We start from the raw sequence: 18,623 nt of genomic DNA on the forward strand, positions 1-18,623 counted from the left end.
GGACACCGGTACCCGCCATCGGGCGGTGCGGCCGGCCGCTCCCCCGCGCGGCCACCCGCGCCGCCGGTCCATCCGCACCACCGGTCCACCCGCGCCGCCGGGCCGCCTGCCGCCCGGGTCCTCACTGCCGGGGCGGCACCTCGCCGCGCCACGCCCCCGTGGGTGTGCGCCGCTCCTCGATGAAGTGCTTGAACCTGCGCAGGTCGTCCTTTACCCGGCCGCGCACCAGCCCGAGCCGGTCGCCGAGTGTGTCGACGGTTCCCTCGGGGACGGTCCGCATCCGCAGGGTGACCCGGGTGCGCTCCGCGTCGAGCCGGTGGAACGCCACCACGCCGTCGTGGGTGACGCCGTCGACGGTCCGCCAGGCGATGCGCTCGTCGGGGACCTGTTCGACGACCTCCGCGTCGAACCGGCGGTGTCGACCCCCGATCACGATCTCCCAGGTCATCCGGGTGTCGCCGTGTTGGACGACGTCGACCACGCCCGCCATGAACTCGGGGAAGGTCGCGAACTGGGTCCACTGGTCGTAGACGAGGCCCACGGGGACCTCGACGTCGACCGTTTCGGCGATCTCCGACACGAGCCACCTCCGGTGCGCGTCCGCTGCGGGTGCCACCCGCCCGCGGGGCGGGGCCGGTGCCGCTGTCAGCGGCGCCGGCCTTCGGCCGCGTCGCGCAGCCGGTCGGCCAGTGCCAGGCCCCGGTGCGCGATCCTGTTCATGGGGGGTTCGTCCGGGCCATCGGGGTGCGCGCGCGTCGGCGCGGTGCGCTTGGCGGTCAGCAGCCGCCGCCCGTGCTCGCGGCGCTGCCGGGCGGTGGTCGCCGCCACCAGCTTGGGCAGGATCCGCGCCTCTTCGGCGAAGCGGGCGCGGACCTGCGCCGTGAGCCGCGCCAGCACGACCTCGAACCGCTCGTCCTCTGCGGACTCCAGCTCCTTCAGTTCGCGCTCGACCCGACCGTTCCCGGCGACCTGCCGCCGGGCGACCTCCTCGCCGTCGGGCAGGAACTTCCGCATGAACGGGTACAGGTGCGCTTCCTTGACCGCGGCGTCGCTCGCCAGGTCGGCGGCCACGTCGCCGGCCGCCTTGCGCCGTTCCGACGCTCCGGCGGGCGCACCGGCCTCCAGGGTGCCGAGGTCTCGCTCGATCGCCTGGTGGTCGGCCTCCAACGCCGTCGCGATGTCGGTGGGCGGGTTGGGGGGAGTCGGATACCTCATGGCTCCTCAATCGGTCGGCTCGGCCGGTGGAGCGTGCTCCCTCCGGCCTCTCTGTCCCCTCCCGCTAACCCTGATCGGGCCCACTCACACCAGAACGCGCGAAGTCCGCCGGTTCCGGCGGCATCCGCCGATCGCACGCCGCCGACCGCACGCCGCCGACCGCACGCCGCCGTCCGCACGCCGCCGGGTGCGGGGCGTCACGAGCCGCGCGTCCGCCGTCCGCTCTCCTTGCGGAGCGCCGTGACGAGCTGCGCCTTGGTCATGGTGGACCGACCGTGCACGCCCAACCGTCGGGCCTGCCGGTACAGGTGCTCCTTCGACGCGGCGGCGTCCACGCCCCCGGCGGTGGCCTTGTCGGCGCCGCGACCCTTGGCGGCCTTCGGGTTGGCGGCCTGGCGGTCCGACGGCCCGGCGGACGCCTTGGCCTCCCAGTGGTCGCCGACCTTCTCGTAGGTGTGCTTCAGCGCCGCGAACGCGACCCGGTGGGCGCGCTCGCCCTCGCCGTACTCCTGCACCGCCGAGTCGTGGGCCTTGATCCAGGTCCGTTGCGCCTTCTTCGCCGAGCGCTCCAGTGTGGCGGGCAGCTCTTGTCGACCGGGCATCGCCGGACACCTCCAGACGGGTCGTTTCCACCACCGCTACCTGGCGCGACCCGGTTGAAACGCGCGGCAGCCGGATTCAGCGGGGCCCGCCGGGCACGTCGTCGAGCGTGCGGACCAGGCGGGCGACCTCGGTGGCGACCGCCGCGCGCGCCGGGGCGAGGTAGCGGCGGGGGTCGACCACGTCCGGGTCGGCGTCCAGGGCGGTCCGCAGCGCGCCCGTGAACGCGATGTTGAGCTGGGTCGCGATGTTGACCTTGGTGATTCCGCTCGCGACGGCTTCGGCCATGTGCGGTTCCGGGACGCCCGACGCTCCGTGCAGGACGAGCGGCACCGGGACCGCGGCGCGCAGCGCGGCGATGAGGTCGAGGTCGAGCACCGTGGTCTTGGTGCGCATCGCGTGCGAGCTGCCCACGGCCACCGCCAGCGCGTCGACCCCCGTTGCGGCGACGAACGCGGCCGCCGCTTCGGGGTCGGTGCGCGCGCCCGGCGCGTGGACGCCGTCCTTGCCGCCGACCTCACCGAGTTCCGCCTCGACCCACACGCCCCGCTCCCGGCACCAGTCGGCGGCATCGGTCGTCGCGGCGACGTTCGCGTCGTGCGCGAGCGCGGAGGCGTCGAACATGACCGAGCCGATGCCTTCGGCGACGGCCGCGCGGACGAGCCGGAGGTCGGTCGCGTGGTCGAGGTGGACGGCGACGGGGACCGGCGCCGCTGCGGCCGCGGCGAGGCTCGCGCGGGCGATCCCCGCGATGTCGCCCCCGTGGTAGCGCACGGCGTTCTCGCTGATTTGCAGGATGGCCGGCAGGCCGGCGTCCCGTGCGCCCTCGATGACGGCGTGCGCGTGCTCGATGAGGATGACGTTGAACGCGCCGACGCCGGTGCCCCACGCGCGGGCGGAGGCGACGATCTCGGCAGTGGGGGCGATGGGCATGGGTGGCTCCCGTGTCGGTTTCGGTGTGCGGGTCGGCGGCGCGCCGGGGCGGTCGGGCGGGTCGGGCAGTGCAGGGCGGTCGAGCAGGGCGGGCGGGTCAGCAGGCGTCGGGGGTGATCTCCACGCGCGGCGCGAACTCCGCCGCGGTGCCGGGGCAGACGTCGCCGGCCAACGGGCGGGCGACGGCGGCCGCGGCCAGCGCGACCGCCTCTGCCAGCGCCTCGTGCCAGGGCTGCCCGCGTGCCGCGGCGCGGGCGAACGCCGCCGCGAGTGCGTCGCCCGCGCCGGTGGGGTTGCCGGTCAGCGTCCGGTGCGGGCGGGCCCGCCACGCGCCCGCCCGTGTGCGCAGCAGCAGCCCGGCGGCGCCCAGCGACACCGCCGCCGCGCGGGCGCCCCGTTCCAGCAGCAGCCGCGCGCCCTCGGCGGGGTCGGCGCAGCCGGTACTGCGCGCGAGTTCGTCGGCGTTGGGTTTGACCAGGTCGGGTCCTGCCGGAAGGGCCGCGAGCAGCGGTTCGCCCTCGGTGTCCAGCAGAACGGGGCGCCCGGCGGCGCGGCCGATCCGGACCAGCCGCAGGTAGGTGTCCGCCGGTGCGCCGCGCGGCAGGCTCCCCGACAGCACCAGGGCGCGCGCAGCGGGGATGAGCTCCTCGACGCGGTCGCAGAGGAGCCCGAGCGCGTCTTCGGACAGCACGGGGCCGGACTCGTTGAGGCAGGTCGCCCGGCCCGTACCGGTCTCGATCGCCGTCACGGTGCGGCGGCTGTCGCCCTCGGCGGCGTCGACGCACGCGTGCCGGATCCCCGATCGGTCCAGGTCGGCGCGGATCGCGGCGCCGGTGGGGCCCGCCAGCGGCGCCGTCGCCGTCACGGGGTGGCCCAGCGCGTGGAGTACCCGCGCGACGTTCACGCCCTTGCCCCCTGCGCGCCGGTCCGCGCCAGCGACGCGGTTGGTCGCGCCGAGGTGCAGTTCGGGGAAGCGGTAGGTGACGTCGAGCGCCGGGTTCGGGGTGACAGTGAGGATCACGCGAGCAGTCCCTCCGGGTCGTGGACGGGGCGGCCGCCCGCGATCACCGCGCGGACGCGCAGGTCGGGTCCTGCCACGGCGATGTCGGCGCGTAACCCGGGACGCAGTGCGCCGGTACTGTCGGCCATCCCCAGCAGCCGCGCCGGGACGGTGGCGGCGGCGTGCGCGGCGGCGCGCAGCCCAACGCCGAGGGCCGCTGTGCGGCGCACCGCGGCGTCCATGGTCAGGGTGCTCCCGGCCAGCGAGGAGCCGTCGGCGAGCCACGCCGAACCGGCGCGGACCACGACGTCCTGGGTGCCGAGCCGGTAGCCGCCGTCGGGCATCCCCGCAGCCGCCATGGCGTCGGTGACCAGTGCGGCCCGGTCGGGGCCCGCCGTGCGCAGGGCGGTCTGGACGACGGCGGGGTGCAGGTGGGCGCCGTCGTTGATCAGCTCCACCACGACACGGTCGTCCAGCAGCGCCGCGAGCGCGGCGCCCGGGGCCCGGTGCGCGACGGGGGCCATGCCGTTGAACAGGTGGGTGGCGAGCCGGGCGCCCGCGTCGATCGCGCCGCGGGCCGTGTCGAAGTCCGCGTCGGTGTGCCCGACGGCGGCGATGAGTCCGGCACCGCGCAGGTCGGCGATCAGGTCGAAGGCTCCGCCGAGTTCGGGGGCAAGGGTGACGGCGCGGACCGCCCCCGCGCCCGCGGTGAGCAGGTCGGCGAGCAGGCCGCGGTCGGGGGCGCGCAGGTAGCGGGGGTCCTGGGCGCCGCAGCGCGCGCGGGAGAGGAAGGGGCCCTCCAGATGCACCCCTGCGATCCCGATGTCGGCGGGGAGCGCGGCGAGCATCGCCGCGGCGGCCGCCATCGTCTCGGCAGGCCCGGTGACCAGGCTCGCGATCAAAGTGGTGGTGCCGTGCGCGCGGTGGAAGGCCGCGGCGGCGCGCGCGGCCTCGGGCCCGTCCGCGAACGCCGCCCCTCCCCCGCCATGGCAGTGCAGGTCGACGAAGCCGGGGAGGAGGGTGGCGCCGTCCAGTGGACGGTGGGCCGCCGCGAGTTCCCGCGGCGGGTCGCCCTCGCCCATCGCGGCGATCCGGTCCCCGGCGATCCGCACCCAGCCGCGGGGCACGACGCGGTCGGGCAGCACCAGGCGGGCGCCGGAGAGCACGGTCGCGGGGAGCGGGTACGGGGGTGCGGGCGGAACGGGCATCAGGCGCGCACCGGACGTGCGGCCTCCCACGCGGCGAGGCCGACGCCGAGGCAGGCGGACTCGTCGGAGAACCGGGCGAGTGCAAGTTCGGGAGGGACGTGGAAGGTCACCTGCCGCGCGAGGGCACTGCGCAGCGGGTCGAGGAGCAGGTCGCCGGCGCGCGAGAGGCCGCCGCCGATGACGACGAGAGCGGGGTCGAGCAGCGCGCTCGCTGTGGTGATGCCGCGCGCCAGCGCGTCGATCGCCCGGTCCCACACCGCCGCGGCGCGGGGGTCGCCGTCCGCCGTCAGCGCCGCGACAGCGGCGGCATCGACGTGCGCGGGGTCCTCGTCGTGCGCGGGGGCGTCGGCGCCGAGACCCGCGCCGCCGCCCCTGTAGGCCCGCTCGATCGCAGCGGCGGAGGCGTAGGCCTCGACGCAGCCGCGGGCGCCGCAGCCGCACACCGGCCCGCGCGGGTCGATGACCACGTGGCCCAACTCCCCCGACCGGGAGTGCGCGCCGCGCAGGACCTCCCCGCCGATGATCACGGCCCCGCCGATGCCGGTGCCAATGGGCAGGAAGATCGCCGAGTCCGCGCCTCGGGCCGCCCCCTGCCGCGCCTCGGCGAGCGCGCCGGCCCGGACGTCATGGCGCAGGGTGACCGGCAGGCCGATCCGGCGGTGCACGATGTCGCTGATGGCGACGTCGCGCCAGCCGAGGTTCGCGGAGAACACGGCGGTGCCGACCGCCTCGTCGACGATGCCGGGCATGGCGATCCCGATTCCGACCGGGCGCCGCCCGGCGGCGCGGGCCTCGGCGCACAGCGCCTCCGCCAGGTCGAGGATGTGCGCGACGACGGCCTCGGGGCCGCCCTCCCGCCCGGTCGGGCTGCGGCGGACGGGGCCGATCTCGGCCTGCGCCGCCGGTGCGGCGGCCCCGGTGTTCGCGGTGCCCGTCGCGGGCCCGGTGCTCGTTGCGGCTCCGGGCTCGGCGGTACGCCGTATGACCTCGGCGTCCGCCGCGTCCCCGACGTCCGCCGCGTCCCCGACGTCCGCTGCCTCTCCGGTGTCCGCTGGGAATGCGGCGAACCCGGTCACCTCGGCGCTCTTGATGCGGGTCCCGCCGACGTCCATGGCGATGATCGTGCCGCCGGCGGGGTCACGGCCGGCTGTCATGGCAGGATCACCGAGCGGGTGAGGTTCCGCGGCACGTCGGGGTCGATGCCGCGGTCCTCTGCTGCGCGGACGGCGAGGCGCTGGGCGTGCACGAGTTCGGCCAAGGGGTCGAGCACGGCCGGTTTCACCGCGGCGCCGGTCGCGGCCACCTGGTCGGCCAACCCCTCGGGCGCCCCGGTGAACAGCCAGGTCAGACGGCCCGGTTCGGCGATGGCGAGCGGGCCGTGCCGGTACTCCATGGGCGTGTAGGACTCCGACCACGCCCGGGCGGTCTCGCGCATCTTCAGCGCGGCCTCCTGTGCGAGCCCGAACGCCCAGTCGGCGCCGAGGAAGGTGACCTGCTCCGCCTTGACGTGCTCGTCGGGCAGCGGCGCGGCGAGTGCCCGCTCCGCCTGCGCGGGGAGGGCGGCGACGTCCTCCCCGAGGTGTGCGCGCAGCAGCACGAGCAGGCTGGTGGGGAAGCGGGTCTGCACGACGGAGCGCTCGTCGGCGAACGGCAGGGCCACGACGTCCGACGCCGCCGCGCACAGCGGTGTACCGGGCGCCGCGACCAGCGCGGTGACCCTCGTCCCCGCGTGAAGCCCCGCGACCGTCGCCAGGATCTCGCTGGTGGTGCCGGAACGGCTGATGGCCACCACGCGGTCGTAGCGGCGCCCGGCGGGAAAGGCCGAACCCTGGAAGGCGTCGGTCAGGCCGTGACCGGCGCTTTCGCGCAGCCAGGCGTAGGACTGGGCGACGAACCAGGAGGTGCCGCACCCGAGGACCGCCACACGCTCGCCGGAGGCGGGAAGCCGCGTGGCTGCGGTCGGGGCCAGATCGGCCGCCGCGCGCCAGGTGTCCGGCTGGGAAGCGATCTCGTCCCGCGTATGCATACCGAGCCTCTCGTGATTCTTTTTGATTCCTCGGCGCCATTAGACATCACCAACAATCACCGGGACAAGAGGACACCCACTCCGCGAACCCCGCGGAACCCCGGGTCGCGGGGCCGCCCGCGCAGCACCGGGGCAACGCACCGCCTCCCGCCCGCAGCGGCCTCCGCCGACGCAGGTGGGACGGGTGAGACGGGTGAGACGGGCGGGTCGGGCGCGGGGACCGCGGGCGGAATGGCGTCGCTCGGAACGAGGGCCGGCCGGCGGAATCCGCGGAATTCCTATTCACCGAAACCCGGAACCCGCCGAAAAAACAGGCGGATCAATTAATTCCCAAGGGCCACGAATTCGGCCGAGAAGAGGGCCGGACTTCGCTCCGTCATTCTCCGCGCACGCGGGGTGCCCACCGGTCGCCGACCTCCGCGGCAACCCCTGGCGCCCCCATGGCAACCGCCCCCGCACGGCACCGGCCTGGATGGCCGCCCCCATCGGCGACATAGGTCCCATCTTTGCCTAATCCGCATAACGGGGCCGCATGCCGCACATAACAACCAAATAATTATTTCGCTACAAGTCAATTATCATTGCCCTCGGAACCGGTGCACCAGGTGATTCGTCCCTAGTAGCCTCACCTGGTCGTCCGGATCGCCCGGAAATGACGGCAGGCGCGGCGTTGCCGCGCGCGGTGATACAGGCCCAAGGAGGCGTCCCCGCTTTGGATACGAGTACCGAGCAGCCTGATCAGTCAGGGTCGCCTGCGGAACCCGATGAGAAAGTCATCCGGAAAGCCGTAACGGCGGCGGCGATGGGAAACGCCGTCGAATGGTTCGACTTCGCAATCTACGGCTATCTCGCCGTGACAATCGGAAAGCTTTTCTTCCCCGAAGCAAGCCCGTCCGCGCAACTCATCTCGACCTTCGGGATCTTCGCGGCATCGTTCCTCATCCGGCCGCTCGGCAGCATCGTGCTCGGCCCGCTCGGCGACAAATGGGGACGCAAATCGGTCCTCGCGCTCACGATCATCATGATGTCGGGGGCGACACTCATGATCGGGCTCATCCCGAGCTACGAGACCATCGGCGTCGGCGCGCCGATCCTGCTGATCATCGCGCGGCTGGCGCAGGGATTCTCGACCGGCGGCGAGTACAGCGGCGCGGCGACCTTCATGGCCGAGTACGTGCCCAACCGCAAGCGCGGCTTCCTCGGCAGCTTCCTGGAGTTCGGCACCTACGTGGGCTACACGCTGGGTTCCGGTCTGGTGCTCATCCTCACCCTCACCCTCTCGACCCCGCAGTTGGAGAGCTGGGGCTGGCGGATCCCGTTCCTGATCGCCGCGCCGCTCGGACTCGTCGGCGTGTACCTCCGCTCCCGGCTGTCCGACACCCCGGAGTTCACTGAGGCCGAGGCGCGCGGCGAGACCCGGACCCCGTTCATGGAGACCTTGGTGTCGGCGTGGCGCAGGCTGCTGATACTCGTCGGCATCGTCGTCCTGCTCAACGTGGGCTACTACATCCTGCTCACCTACATGCCGACCTACCTGACCGAAGTACTGAAGCTCGGCCACGTCGAGTCGCAGTTGGCGACCATCGGCATCTACATCGGCATGATGATCTTCATCGCGCCGGTCGGCATGCTCTCCGACAAGTTCGGGCGCAAGCCGATGCTGATGACCTCGTGCATCGGCTTCTTCGTGCTGAGCGTGCCGGCGTTCATGTTGATGAACTCGCACAACACGGTCCTGATGGTCATCGGTCTGGCCGCCATGGCGGCCCTGCTGCTGCCGCTGGCAGCGACCATCCCGGCGACCCTGCCGGCACTGTTCCCGACCCGGATCCGCTTCGGCGCCTTCTCCATCGGCTACAACGTGTCGACGGCCCTCTTCGGCGGGACGGCGCCGCTGATCGTCATCACCCTGATCAATACGACGGGCATCTCGCTGATCCCGGGCTTCTACCTGATGGCCGCCGCCGCGATCGCGTTCGTGCCGATCCTGCTCATGCCGGAGACCGCCAACATCTCCATGCGGGACGCCGGCACCGATCGGGAGGACGACAGCACGCCCGACAGGCCGTCCGCCGTTTGAGAGCATCGTGAGAGCTTCACCCTCCGGCGGCCTGCACACCAGCAGGCCGCCGGAATCGCGGGGCCGATGGGCGAGTAGGGGGGCGCGGTTCCGCGCGCCCTACTCGCCCATCGGCATCGTCACGACCATGCCGATGGTCGCCGCGAACACCAGCACGTACACGATGATCGCGAGCACCCGGGCCCAGGTGAGCCCGCGGCGGTGCGGAACCAGCCAGATTCCGATCACCGGGATCAGGCTCGACGCCGCGACCGCGACCGTGACGGCGTAGTGCCGCTCCGTCCGCGGGCAGCCGCTCGGCGGGCACGGGTCGAACCCCATCTGCCCGAGCGCGACGGCGAACAGCAGAACGGCGGACCCGGGGACCGCCAGCAGGGTCAGCACCGCCGGGGCGACCCACCAGCGCTCGTTGTCGGTGCCGCCGGGTGCCTGACGCGCGGCGCGGCGGGACGGGTGCGATGCTGGGTCCATGCCGCCGATTCCACCGCACGCGGCGCGCCCCGTCATGCACATCCCCACCGGGTATCCGCGTGTCCCTGGTCTTGGAGGGCCCCGAATGACCGCCTCGACGGACCTCGCGTTCACGCCTGCCGCGGAGCACGCCCTCCGCAGCCGCTGGGGCATCGCCCCCGTGTCTGCTCCCCGCCGGCTGTACGGCGGGGAGGAGTCGACCGCCTTCGCCGTCGGCGCGCACGCGGTCCGGCTGGGGCCCCGATGGCGTTCCACCGCAGCGGCGGAATGGTGCCACGCCATCGCGGCGCGGGCCGCCCCGCACCTCCCGGAGGCGCTCGCCCCGCTGCCGACGGCGGACGGGGCGACCGTCGTGCGGGTCGCCGACCGCCCCATGTCGGTGTGGCCGCTGGTCGAGGGAGCATGGCCCGAGCCCACCGCCGCCGGGGTCCCGGAGCAGGCCGCGGCGCTGCTCGCCCGGCTGCACGGCGCGCTGGCCCCCCTCCGTCCGCCGCCGCGCCCGGTCCCCTCGTTCTTCGGCGCCGGCCTTGACGGCGCCGCCCCGCCGGCGGACCCCCGGCTCCAGGACCCCGGACTCGACCGGCGGCTCGCCGAGCTGCACAACGCGCCGACGCGGCGCCAACCGGTCCACGGCGACTTCCATCCCGGCAACACCCTCGCCGCCGACGGCGCCTTCGTCGCCGTGCTCCGCCCCTGACGCGCCCGGGGCGCCGGGAGACCCGGGGACCCCGTCATCCGGTCCCCCAGGGGTGACGGGCCCCGCTGCGGGCGTCCTATGGGGTGCTGATCGTGGCGTTGAAGGCCCGGGTGCGGGTGGTCTCGCTGTCCTGGTGCCAGATGAGGGCGAGGGCGGAGTCGGGCAGGCCGGTGACCGGGACGATGGCCGTGTCGCCGCGCCGGTGGTAGTGCGCGGAGGGTGCGCAGGTCAGCAGGGCGCCCCGGTTGGCGGCCGCGGCGGTCAGGCCCTCCTGGAGGGTGCCGACGATCGGGCCGCGCGGGATGGGCCGCCCCTCGGGGGTCCCGGTGGGCGCCTGCGCCTCCCGCCAGTAGCGGGGCGCCGGTTCGGCGGTGCCGATGAGGCGGCACTGGGCCAGCTCCTCCGCGGTGACCGAGGCGCGGTCCGCGAACGGGTGGTCGGCGGACACGACCAGGGTCTGCGGCTCGATCGAGAAGGTCGAGCCGATCACCATGTCGGGCTCCGCCACCGGGGTGAGCACGATCGCCGCGTCGACCTCACCGCGCCGGACGGCCCCGAAGGGGTCGGCGAGCGGCAGCTCCACGATCTCCACCTCGCAGTCGCGGTACCGCTTCTCGAAGCGGTCGATCCTGCTGATCAGCCGCTCGTTCAGGGTGCCGACGAAGCCGACCCGCACGACGCCCCCGACACCGCGCGCCTCGGCGCCGGCCCGCTCGACGGAGGCGAGGAGCGCGTCATAGGGCGGTCGGAGGTCGGCGACGAACCGTTCGCCGAGGGGTGTCAGCCGCACCCGGCGGCTGGTGCGCTCGACGAGTCGGGCGCCGATGCGGCGCTCCAGGGCCGCGAGCAACTGGCTGACCCGCCCCTGGGAGACGTACAACCGCTCGGCCGCCCGGCCGAAGTGCAACTCCTCACTGAGGGCCAGGAAACATTCCAGCTCCCGGATCTCCACCCCCGCCACAGCCGCCCCCCTCGATCGATGAGTCCGACTAATCCAAGGATGCGCACTTCGCCGTTGTTCCCCGACCGCGTGTGACACGAGCCTGGACGCATGTCCACAACGAACGAATCCGCGGTGATCGACCCCGCGGCGGGAGCGCACGCGTCGGCCCGATCCCCGCTCATGAACCGGCTGGCCGTCCTCGCGGTCGCGGCGGGGACCTTCACGGTCGTCACCACCGAGATGCTGCCGGTGGGGCTGCTCACCGCGATCAGCGCTGAACTGGGGGTGTCCGCGGGGACCGCCGGACTGACCATGACGGCGCCCGGCATCGTCGCGGCGGCCGCCGCGCCCGCTCTCACGGTCGCGACCGGCCGCCTCGACCGCCGGCTCGTGCTGATGGCGCTGGTGGCCCTGCTCGCGGCGGCGAACCTGGGTGCGGCGTTCGCGCCGAACTTCCCCGTCCTGCTCCTGGCGCGCGTCCTGACGGGAGTCGCCATCGGTGGGGTCTGGGCGATCGCGGCGGGGCTGGCCGTGCGTCTGGTCCCCGAGCGGTCGGTCGGCACGGCCACCTCGATGGTCTTCAGCGGGATCGCGGTCGCGTCGGTCGTCGGGGTGCCGGTCGGGACGTTGATCGGCGACCTCGCCGACTGGCGCACGGCCTTCACCGTGATGGCCGTGCTTTCGGCGGGCGTGCTCGTGGCGCTGGCCGTCCTGCTGCCCGCGCTGCCCGGCACGCGGGCGATCCGGTGGGGGCAGGTGCCGGGCCTGTTCCGCGACGCCCGGCTGCGCACCGGCCTCGCGGTCACGCTGCTACTGGTCACCGGGCACTTCGCGGCCTATACCTACATCCGGCCGGTACTGGAGCAGGTCCCCGGCGTCGGAGCGGGGGCCATCGGCACGCTGCTGCTGGTGTACGGCGTCGCCGGTGTCGCGGGGAACTTCGCCGCGGGGGCCGCCGCGTCGCGCCGGCTGGGCCCGACCGTCCTCGCCATCGCGGCGCTGGTCGCCGCGTCCGTGCTGCTCGTCCCCGTTGCCGGCGGGACGCTGGGCGCGGTCGTCGCGCTGCTGGCCGTGTGGGGCGCGGCCTACGGCGGCGTATCGGTCAGCATGCAGACGTGGCTGCTGACGTCGTCGCCGCAGGCACCGGAGGCGGGCTCGGCGCTGTTCGTCGCGACCTTCAACATCGCGATCTCCCTCGGTGCGCTGTCGGGCGGCCGCGCGGTCGACGCGTTCGCACCGTCCGGCACCATGTGGTTCGGCGGGGCGCTGGCCGTCCTCGCCGCGGCGGCGGTCCTGATCGGCAGGAGTCCGAGGCGGCGGTGAGCGGGGGCGGTGCCCAGAGCGGCCCCGGGCGCCGTCCCCGCCCGGGCGCATCCGGGATAGCCTGCCTGTCGCATCGACCATCGACGCGCGCCGCAGGGCCGCGCGTCCCGACCAGCGGGAGGACGCCGTGGCGCCGGTCCAGCGGATCACCTCGCGCAACGCCCGGTTCCAGCAGTGGCAGGCGCTGCTGTCCAACCGGAACAAGCGGCAGCGCGCAGGGGAGTTCCTGGTCCAGGGGGTCCGCCCCATTTCCATCGCCCTGGAGCGCGACTGGCGGGTGCGCACCCTGATCCACTCGGCGAAGGACCCTCTGTCGCGCTGGGCCGAAGGGCTGGTGCGCGACACCCGGACCGAGCACGTCGCCATGGCCCCCGAGCTCATCGCCGAACTCGGCGAGAAGAACGAGGCGGCCCCCGAGATCATCGCCGTCCTGGAGATTCCGGCGGACGACCTCGACCGGATCAGCGTCGGCGCCGACTTCCTCGGCGTCCTGTTCGACCGCCCGACCAGCCCCGGCAACATCGGCTCGGTACTCCGGTCGGCCGACGCCTTCGGCGCCGACGGGCTCGTGGTGACCGGGCACGCCGCCGACGTCTACGACCCGAAGTCGGTACGGGCCAGCACCGGTTCGGTGTTCGCCCTGCCCGCCGTGCGGGTGCCAGCCCAGCGCGACGTCGAAGCGTGGCTCGACCGCGCTGCCGGGCGGGGGCGGCCGGTCACCGTGGTCGGCACCGACGAGGACGGCGACGCCGATGTCTTCGACGCCGACCTGACAGGGCCTGTGCTGCTGCTCGTCGGCAACGAGACGTCCGGGCTGAGCAACGCGTGGCGGGAGCGGTGCGACCGCATGGTCCGCATCCCCATGGCGGGGTCCGCCAGTTCGCTCAACGCGGCGAACGCCGCGACGGCCGTCCTGTACGAGGCGTCCCGGCAGCGCATCGCCGCCGCTCGCCGAGGCCGCTAGCCCGCGGCCCGCGCCAGCAGGGTGCGCAGGATGTCCTCGCTGTGCGTCCACAGGAGCGATCCGCCGGCGCCGGGAATGACGTGGCGCAGCGCGCCGGGGATGCGTCCGGCGAGCGCCGCGCCGTTGTCGGGTGAGTGGGCGGTGTCGAGCGCGCCGTACCAGAGGTCGACCGGTACGGCGATCCGGGCGGGGTCGAAGGGCCATCGGCCCATGGCGAGGACGGTGTCGCGCGCGTATCCCTCGGGCCCTTGCGCGAACCCTTCGGCGAGTGCGCGGCGGTAGGCGCGCTCGAATCCCGGTTCGCGGTACACGGCGAGGTCGGCGTCGGGGGCTCCCGAGGTGACCATGGCCCACATCGCGTCGGCGCCGAACCCGGCGAGACGCTCCGCTGCCGCGGCCCGGTCGGCGGCGACCGCGTCGACCAGGCCGCGGAGGTCGGCGGGCAGGAGGGCGCGGAACTCCGGCGCGGCGACCTCGTCGGCGCCTGAGACGACGGCGAGGGCGCCGACGGCTCCCACTGCTGCGCACGCGAGCGCGAACGGCGCGCCCTGCGAGTTCGCGACGGCGGGGAGGCGGCCCAGTCCGCGCAGGTCGGCGAACCGGCGGATGTCGTCGGCGAACGAGGCGAAGGTCCGATCGGGCGCGGGCGAGGAGGCGCCGAGACCCGGCCGGTCGACCGAGATCAGCCGGACGCCCAGCGCATCGACGGCACCGGTGTCGGCGCCCAGGGACCGGCTCGTTGCGGCGCCGGGGACCAGCAGCACGGGGACACCGTCGCGCGGCCCCCATTCGGCCCAGCCGAGCAGCCTGCCATCGGGGAGTTCGCTCGTACCGGAGCGGGCGGGATCGTCGACGCGCACGGTCCTATGGTGGCGGACGGCCGACCGCGGCCGCACCCGGTTTTCGCCGCCCCGCGTGAGGTCGCGGGGAAGGGTCTGGTAAAGATCCCGCGGAAATGTCGTCGCCGTGTGTAAGAGTTGTCTCCAGCGACTCATCGCGGAGGCGATCATGGCATATCTCCTGGTCATCGGGACACGCAAGGGCTTGTTCACCGCAACCAGCGACGACCGGCGCTCGTGGGAGGTGCACGGCCCGCACCGGCTCGACGCCGAGGACTACGCCAACACGGCCGGCATCTACGCCATCGGCTGCGACCCTCGCAGCGGCCGCATCCTCGTCGGCGCCGAAAGCTCCCACTTCGGTCCGAGCGTGTGGTTCAGCGACGACCTCGGCGCCCGCTGGCACGAGCCGGCCCACGCGCCGATCGCGTTCCCCGCCGACATCGACGACTCCTTCACCCGCGTGTGGCAGTTCGCCTACGGCGACGAACCCGGCATCGTCTACGCCGGTGTCGAGCCCACCGCGCTGTTCCGCTCCGTCGACGGCGGCATCAGTTTCGAGCTGGTCCGCGGGTTGTGGGATCACCCGCACCGCACCGACTGGTTCCCCGGCGCCGGAGGCGCCGCCATCCACACCGTGCTGCCCGGCACGGTCACCGCCAAGGGCACCGACCCCAATGCCATGACCGTCGCCATGTCCACGGGCGGCGTGTACCAGACCCGCGACGCCGGCAAGTCCTGGTCCCCGGCCAACAACGGGATCAGCGCCCAGTTCCTGCCCGAGGAGTTCCCCGAGTACGGCCAGTGCGTGCACAAGGTCGCCGTCGGCTCCGACGGCGCGTTCTACGCGCAGAACCACCACGGCGTGTACCGCAGCGACGACCCAGCCACCCGGTGGTCCTCGATCGCCGAGGGTCTGCCCAGCGATTTCGGGTTCGCCATGGTGGCCCACCCGCACCTGCCGGGCACGGTGCTGAACTTCCCCGTGGTCAGCCAGACCAACCACCTGCCGCCGGACAACCGCCTCCAGGTGCAGCGCACCGACGACGCCGGCCGCACCTGGGCCCCCTTGAACGACGGCCTGCCGGCCGAGCCGTACTTCGGCATCGTGCTTCGCGACGCCGCCTGCACCGACGGCGCCGACACCGCGGGGTTCTACTTCGGCACCCGGTCCGGCGACCTCTACGCCCGCACCGACGACGACACCGCGTGGCAGCAGGTCGTCGCCCACCTGCCCGACATCCTCTGCGTCCGCGCGATCGAGGTGTAGCGCCATGGCCGTGAAGGTCTTCGTTCCCCAGGTCCTCCGCCCCGACTGCGACGGCGCCGTGACGATCGACCTCGCCATGGGGTCCGGCCCGGTCCCGCTGCGCAGCGTCCTCGACGAACTCGCCGCGCGCCATCCGAGGCTCGACAAGCGGCTCCGCGACGACCAGGGCAAGGTTCGCCGCTACGTCAACGTCTTCGTCGACGACGACGAATGCCGCGCGGTCGGCGGCCTCGACGCCCCGGTGGGCGACGGCGCCGAGGTCCGCGTGCTCCCGTCGGTGGCCGGGGGGTGATCCGCCGCCTCGCGGCGCCGCACGAGGGCCGCCGCGAGGCGGCTCCGCTCAGCCCGGGATCATCCACTGGAACAGGTGCGCCTGGAGGAAGGTGATCACCCCGACCGCCGCGGTGAGCATGACCGACCACCAGAACGTCTGGCGGAGCAGGGCCGACTCCTTCCCTGTCTGGCCGATCGCCGTCGCGCCCACGGCGAGGTTCTGCGGCGAGATCATCTTGCCCATGACCCCGCCCGAGGTGTTGGCGGCCCCGGCGAGCACCGGGTCGACCCCCAACTGCTGGGCCGAGATCACCTGCATCGGGCCGAACAGGCTGTTCGCCGACGCGTCGGAGCCGGTGAGGAACACCCCGAGCCAGCCGACGTAGGCGGCGAAGAACGGGAACAGGAACCCGGTCTGGGCGAACGCCAGGCCCAGGGTCGAGGTCGCGCCGGGGTAGTTCATGACGTGCGCGATGGCGAGGATCATCATGATGGTGGCGAGCGCCCAGCGCATCTGCACGAACGTCCGCCAGTACACCTTCAGGAGGGTGCCCGGCGTCGCCCGCATGACGAAGCCGGCGATCACCGCGGCGATCAGCGCCACCGTCCCGGCCGAGAACAGCAGGTCCAGGCTGAGCAGCGCCGGGTAGGGGGTGTCCTCGGAGGTGATGGGCGCCACCCGGACCACCTGCTCGTGCAGGCCCGGCCAGGGGATCTCCACGGTCGCGGCCTGGAGCCAGGCGGTGATGTTCGCCCAGCCCGGCAGGGCGGGGAACAGGCTGCCGATCCGCGAGGCGAAGATGACCGCGATGAGGATGAGGTACGGGGTCCAGGCGCGTATCCCCGAATGGGCCGCCGCGCCCGCTGCCGGTGCGGGCGCCTCGGCGTCCGCGTCCTCGTTGTCGAAGCGCCACACCGTCGGCGGCTGCCACACCTTGGTGACAGCCCACAGGGAGCCCATGGACGCCAGCGCCGCCACCACGTCCACCAGGCTGGGGCTGACGAAGTTCGCCACGAGGAACTGCGCGACCGCGAAGCCGAGGCCGGTGGCGAGCACCGCGGGCCACACCTCCGCGGTCCGGCGCCACCCCGCGAGGACGACCACCATGAACGCGGGGATGATGAGCGACAGGACGGGCAGCTGGCGGCCGACCATCGCCGAGAACAGTTCGGTGGCCTGCTCGGGCCGCATGTCCATCAGCGGACCGGTGACCGCGCCGAGGACGATCAGCGGGTTGCCGAGTCCGCCGAACGCCACGGGCGCCGTGTTCGCCAGCAGCGCCAGGACCACGGCCTTGACCGGCTGGAAGCCGAGGGCCGCCATCATCGCCGCCGTGATCGCGATGGGCGAGCCGCCGCCCGCGACCCCTTCGAGGAGCGCGCCGAAGCCGAACGCGATGAGCAGCGCCTGGATCCGGCGGTCGGGGCTGAAGCCCGCGAGGGCGCGGCGGATACTCTCGAAGCGCCCGGTCTCCACGGTCACGTTGTGGAAGTACACGGCGTTGAACGCGATCCAGGCGATCGGCCAGATGCCGAACACCAGGCCGAGCCCTGTGGCGGACGCGAGCAGGTCGACCGGCATCCCGTAGACGGCGAGGGCGACGGCGGCCGCGCAGCCCAGGCCGAGCGCAGCCGACACGTGCGCGGAGCGGCGTGCCACGCCGAGCGCGAGGAGCAGGACGGCGATCGGCAGCGCCGCGAGGGCGGCGGAGCCCCAGAGTCCGCCGAGCGGCTCGTAGTTCTGGACCCAACCCATGGGGAACCTCTTCCGGTGCGGGGAACGGGCGGGGAGCCCGCGCCGCGGCGATGGGGTGCGGGCCCGTCGGGGTCCGGCGGCGGCCCTGTCCCCGGGCAGCACGGAGCGACGCGCGGTGCGCGGGTGGTCCGGTGGTGGGGCGGGCGTGTGCGGCGCCGGGTCGGTCGGTGGCGGGGAGGTGGCCGAAGCGGCGGGTCAGGCGTTGCCGGGGAGGTGGCCGAGGCGGCGGGAGAGGGCCGCGGCTGTGTCGCGGACCAGGGGGCCGAGTTCGTCGGTGCGCAGGAGGACGCGCCCGGACGGTCCGGCGATGCTCATGGCGGCGACGGGTTCGCCGGTGCGGTCCTTGATGGCGGCGGCGACGCAGGCGACGTCGGGTTCGTTCTCGATGGTGTCGACGGCCCAGCCGCGCCTGCGGACGCGGTCGAGCTCGGTGCGGAGTTCGTCGGGGTCGACGATGGTGTTGGGGGTGCGGGGGTGCAGGGTGAGGCGTTTGATGCGGTGCTCGGCTTCGTCGCCGGGCAGCGCCGCGAGCCACGCCTTGCCGAGGCCGGTGCTGTGCATCGGGCGGCGGCCGCCCAGTCCGGCGCTGGGAGCGACCGCGCTGGGGCCCTGCTCGCGGGCGACGAACAGCATCGAGTCCTCATCGGGGATCGCGAGGTAGACGGTCTCCCTGGTGCGCAGGGCGAGGGGGCCCATCACCGGCGGCGCGACCCGGAACAGGTCGGCCGACGACAGCGCCTTGACCCCGAGGTCGACCAGGCGCACACCGAGGCGCACCTTCGCGGTGGCGGGATCCGATTCGAGGTACCCGAGGGCTTTGAGCGTGTTGACGGTGCGGTAGGTGGCGCTGCGGCTCAGCCCGAGGGCCCGGGCGACGGCGTTGGTGCTGACCTCGCCGTTGGCGCCCACGTGCTCCAGGATCGCCAGCCCGCGTTCGAGTGTGCCCAGACCGTCGAGTTGGCGCGGTGCCTCCGCCACGTCCACCTCCCTCATCAGGAGAGAAGTCTAGTCGGATCATAGTGTTC

General features: G+C 73.8%; 19 protein-coding genes. 6 read left to right on the forward strand and 13 right to left on the reverse strand.

The window, feature by feature from the left end:
• Window positions 1-121: 121 nt before the first annotated feature.
• The 8 genes from CLV63_RS09315 to CLV63_RS09350 all read right to left on the reverse strand — a co-directional run bounded on the left by CLV63_RS09315 (window position 122) and on the right by CLV63_RS09350 (window position 6,982).
• The gene (locus tag CLV63_RS09315) at window positions 122-580 is read right to left on the reverse strand and encodes an SRPBCC family protein (protein ID WP_106582536.1); all 459 of its coding nucleotides are present in this window, start codon (window positions 578-580) and stop codon (window positions 122-124) included.
• 65 nt (window positions 581-645) lie between these two features.
• On the reverse strand, window positions 646-1,215 hold the full coding sequence (locus CLV63_RS09320) for a hemerythrin domain-containing protein (protein WP_106582537.1): 570 nt from the start codon (window positions 1,213-1,215) through the stop codon (window positions 646-648).
• A gap of 197 nt (window positions 1,216-1,412) precedes the next feature.
• Window positions 1,413-1,817 carry a ChaB family protein gene (locus tag CLV63_RS09325; protein ID WP_106582538.1) on the reverse strand — a complete coding sequence of 135 codons (405 nt, stop codon included), beginning with the start codon at window positions 1,815-1,817 and terminating at the stop codon, window positions 1,413-1,415.
• Between the two features lie 76 nt (window positions 1,818-1,893).
• Window positions 1,894-2,748 carry a class II fructose-bisphosphate aldolase gene (locus tag CLV63_RS09330; RefSeq protein WP_106582539.1) on the reverse strand — a complete coding sequence of 285 codons (855 nt, stop codon included), beginning with the start codon at window positions 2,746-2,748 and terminating at the stop codon, window positions 1,894-1,896.
• A gap of 97 nt (window positions 2,749-2,845) precedes the next feature.
• Entirely contained in the window at window positions 2,846-3,769 is a 924-nt protein-coding gene (locus CLV63_RS09335; RefSeq protein WP_106582540.1) for a 1-phosphofructokinase family hexose kinase, read from the reverse strand.
• The gene (nagA, locus tag CLV63_RS09340; protein WP_106582691.1) at window positions 3,766-4,956 is read right to left on the reverse strand and encodes an N-acetylglucosamine-6-phosphate deacetylase; all 1,191 of its coding nucleotides are present in this window, start codon (window positions 4,954-4,956) and stop codon (window positions 3,766-3,768) included. Before nagA ends, CLV63_RS09335 begins: the two co-directional genes overlap by 4 nt.
• Window positions 4,956-6,110 (reverse strand): ROK family protein, encoded by a 1,155-nt coding sequence (locus CLV63_RS09345; protein ID WP_211301228.1) that lies wholly within the window; start codon window positions 6,108-6,110, stop codon window positions 4,956-4,958. Before CLV63_RS09345 ends, nagA begins: the two co-directional genes overlap by 1 nt.
• Window positions 6,107-6,982, reverse strand: coding sequence for an SIS domain-containing protein (locus tag CLV63_RS09350; protein ID WP_106582541.1), 876 nt, complete (start codon window positions 6,980-6,982; stop codon window positions 6,107-6,109). The genes CLV63_RS09345 and CLV63_RS09350 overlap by 4 nt, the downstream gene beginning before the upstream one ends.
• 802 nt (window positions 6,983-7,784) lie before the next feature.
• Between CLV63_RS09350 and CLV63_RS09355 the strand changes: the two genes are divergently transcribed.
• Entirely contained in the window at window positions 7,785-9,062 is a 1,278-nt protein-coding gene (locus CLV63_RS09355; RefSeq protein ID WP_245928678.1) for an MFS transporter, read from the forward strand.
• A gap of 99 nt (window positions 9,063-9,161) precedes the next feature.
• Here the strand turns inward: CLV63_RS09355 and CLV63_RS09360 are convergent, their stop codons facing one another.
• Window positions 9,162-9,533 carry a hypothetical protein gene (locus CLV63_RS09360; RefSeq protein ID WP_106582543.1) on the reverse strand — a complete coding sequence of 124 codons (372 nt, stop codon included), beginning with the start codon at window positions 9,531-9,533 and terminating at the stop codon, window positions 9,162-9,164.
• An 85-nt stretch (window positions 9,534-9,618) separates the two neighbouring features.
• Between CLV63_RS09360 and CLV63_RS09365 the strand changes: the two genes are divergently transcribed.
• A complete protein-coding gene (locus tag CLV63_RS09365) occupies window positions 9,619-10,230 on the forward strand; it encodes a phosphotransferase (RefSeq protein WP_106582544.1) in 612 nt (203 codons plus the stop codon).
• A 76-nt stretch (window positions 10,231-10,306) separates the two neighbouring features.
• Here the strand turns inward: CLV63_RS09365 and CLV63_RS09370 are convergent, their stop codons facing one another.
• On the reverse strand, window positions 10,307-11,191 hold the full coding sequence (locus CLV63_RS09370) for a LysR family transcriptional regulator (protein ID WP_106582545.1): 885 nt from the start codon (window positions 11,189-11,191) through the stop codon (window positions 10,307-10,309).
• A gap of 90 nt (window positions 11,192-11,281) precedes the next feature.
• Here CLV63_RS09370 and CLV63_RS09375 point away from each other — a divergent pair, with 90 nt between their 5' ends.
• Window positions 11,282-12,496, forward strand: a complete 1,215-nt coding sequence (locus tag CLV63_RS09375) for an MFS transporter (protein WP_106582546.1) — start codon at window positions 11,282-11,284, stop codon at window positions 12,494-12,496.
• A 127-nt stretch (window positions 12,497-12,623) separates the two neighbouring features.
• Entirely contained in the window at window positions 12,624-13,460 is an 837-nt protein-coding gene (locus tag CLV63_RS09380; protein WP_106582547.1) for a TrmH family RNA methyltransferase, read from the forward strand.
• Here the strand turns inward: CLV63_RS09380 and CLV63_RS09385 are convergent.
• A complete protein-coding gene (locus CLV63_RS09385) occupies window positions 13,457-14,320 on the reverse strand; it encodes an alpha/beta fold hydrolase (RefSeq protein WP_245928679.1) in 864 nt (287 codons plus the stop codon). The genes CLV63_RS09380 and CLV63_RS09385 overlap by 4 nt on opposite strands.
• A gap of 148 nt (window positions 14,321-14,468) precedes the next feature.
• On the opposite strand from CLV63_RS09385, the gene CLV63_RS09390 reads away from it, so the two are divergent.
• Window positions 14,469-15,569, forward strand: a complete 1,101-nt coding sequence (locus CLV63_RS09390) for a WD40/YVTN/BNR-like repeat-containing protein (protein WP_106582548.1) — start codon at window positions 14,469-14,471, stop codon at window positions 15,567-15,569.
• A gap of 4 nt (window positions 15,570-15,573) precedes the next feature.
• Window positions 15,574-15,861, forward strand: coding sequence for a MoaD/ThiS family protein (locus CLV63_RS09395; RefSeq protein WP_106582549.1), 288 nt, complete (start codon window positions 15,574-15,576; stop codon window positions 15,859-15,861).
• A 48-nt stretch (window positions 15,862-15,909) separates the two neighbouring features.
• Here CLV63_RS09395 and CLV63_RS09400 read toward each other — a convergent pair whose 3' ends face one another.
• Window positions 15,910-17,598, reverse strand: a complete 1,689-nt coding sequence (locus CLV63_RS09400; RefSeq protein ID WP_106582550.1) for an L-lactate permease — start codon at window positions 17,596-17,598, stop codon at window positions 15,910-15,912.
• A 195-nt stretch (window positions 17,599-17,793) separates the two neighbouring features.
• Window positions 17,794-18,576, reverse strand: coding sequence for an IclR family transcriptional regulator (locus CLV63_RS09405; RefSeq protein ID WP_245928680.1), 783 nt, complete (start codon window positions 18,574-18,576; stop codon window positions 17,794-17,796).
• Window positions 18,577-18,623 lie beyond the last annotated feature (47 nt).

Origin of the sequence: Murinocardiopsis flavida, assembly GCF_003014485.1 — a bacterium.
GTDB classification, from domain to species: Bacteria; Actinomycetota; Actinomycetes; order Streptosporangiales; family Streptosporangiaceae; genus Murinocardiopsis; species Murinocardiopsis flavida.

Excerpts from the sequence above, each read along its gene's own strand:
- CLV63_RS09320 (WP_106582537.1), bottom strand. The coding sequence starts at position 1,215 with ATGAGGTATCCGACTCCCCCCAACCCGCCCACCGACATCGCGACGGCG.
- CLV63_RS09325 (WP_106582538.1), bottom strand. The coding sequence starts at position 1,817 with ATGCCCGGTCGACAAGAGCTGCCCGCCACACTGGAGCGCTCGGCGAAG.
- CLV63_RS09330 (WP_106582539.1), bottom strand. The coding sequence starts at position 2,748 with ATGCCCATCGCCCCCACTGCCGAGATCGTCGCCTCCGCCCGCGCGTGG.
- nagA (WP_106582691.1), bottom strand. The coding sequence starts at position 4,956 with ATGCCCGTTCCGCCCGCACCCCCGTACCCGCTCCCCGCGACCGTGCTC.
- CLV63_RS09345 (WP_211301228.1), bottom strand. The coding sequence starts at position 6,110 with ATGACAGCCGGCCGTGACCCCGCCGGCGGCACGATCATCGCCATGGAC.
- CLV63_RS09350 (WP_106582541.1), bottom strand. The coding sequence starts at position 6,982 with ATGCATACGCGGGACGAGATCGCTTCCCAGCCGGACACCTGGCGCGCG.
- CLV63_RS09355 (WP_245928678.1), top strand. The coding sequence starts at position 7,785 with ATGGGAAACGCCGTCGAATGGTTCGACTTCGCAATCTACGGCTATCTC.
- CLV63_RS09360 (WP_106582543.1), bottom strand. The coding sequence starts at position 9,533 with ATGGACCCAGCATCGCACCCGTCCCGCCGCGCCGCGCGTCAGGCACCC.
- CLV63_RS09365 (WP_106582544.1), top strand. The coding sequence starts at position 9,619 with ATGACCGCCTCGACGGACCTCGCGTTCACGCCTGCCGCGGAGCACGCC.
- CLV63_RS09375 (WP_106582546.1), top strand. The coding sequence starts at position 11,282 with ATGTCCACAACGAACGAATCCGCGGTGATCGACCCCGCGGCGGGAGCG.
- CLV63_RS09390 (WP_106582548.1), top strand. The coding sequence starts at position 14,469 with ATGGCATATCTCCTGGTCATCGGGACACGCAAGGGCTTGTTCACCGCA.
- CLV63_RS09395 (WP_106582549.1), top strand. The coding sequence starts at position 15,574 with ATGGCCGTGAAGGTCTTCGTTCCCCAGGTCCTCCGCCCCGACTGCGAC.
- CLV63_RS09400 (WP_106582550.1), bottom strand. The coding sequence starts at position 17,598 with ATGGGTTGGGTCCAGAACTACGAGCCGCTCGGCGGACTCTGGGGCTCC.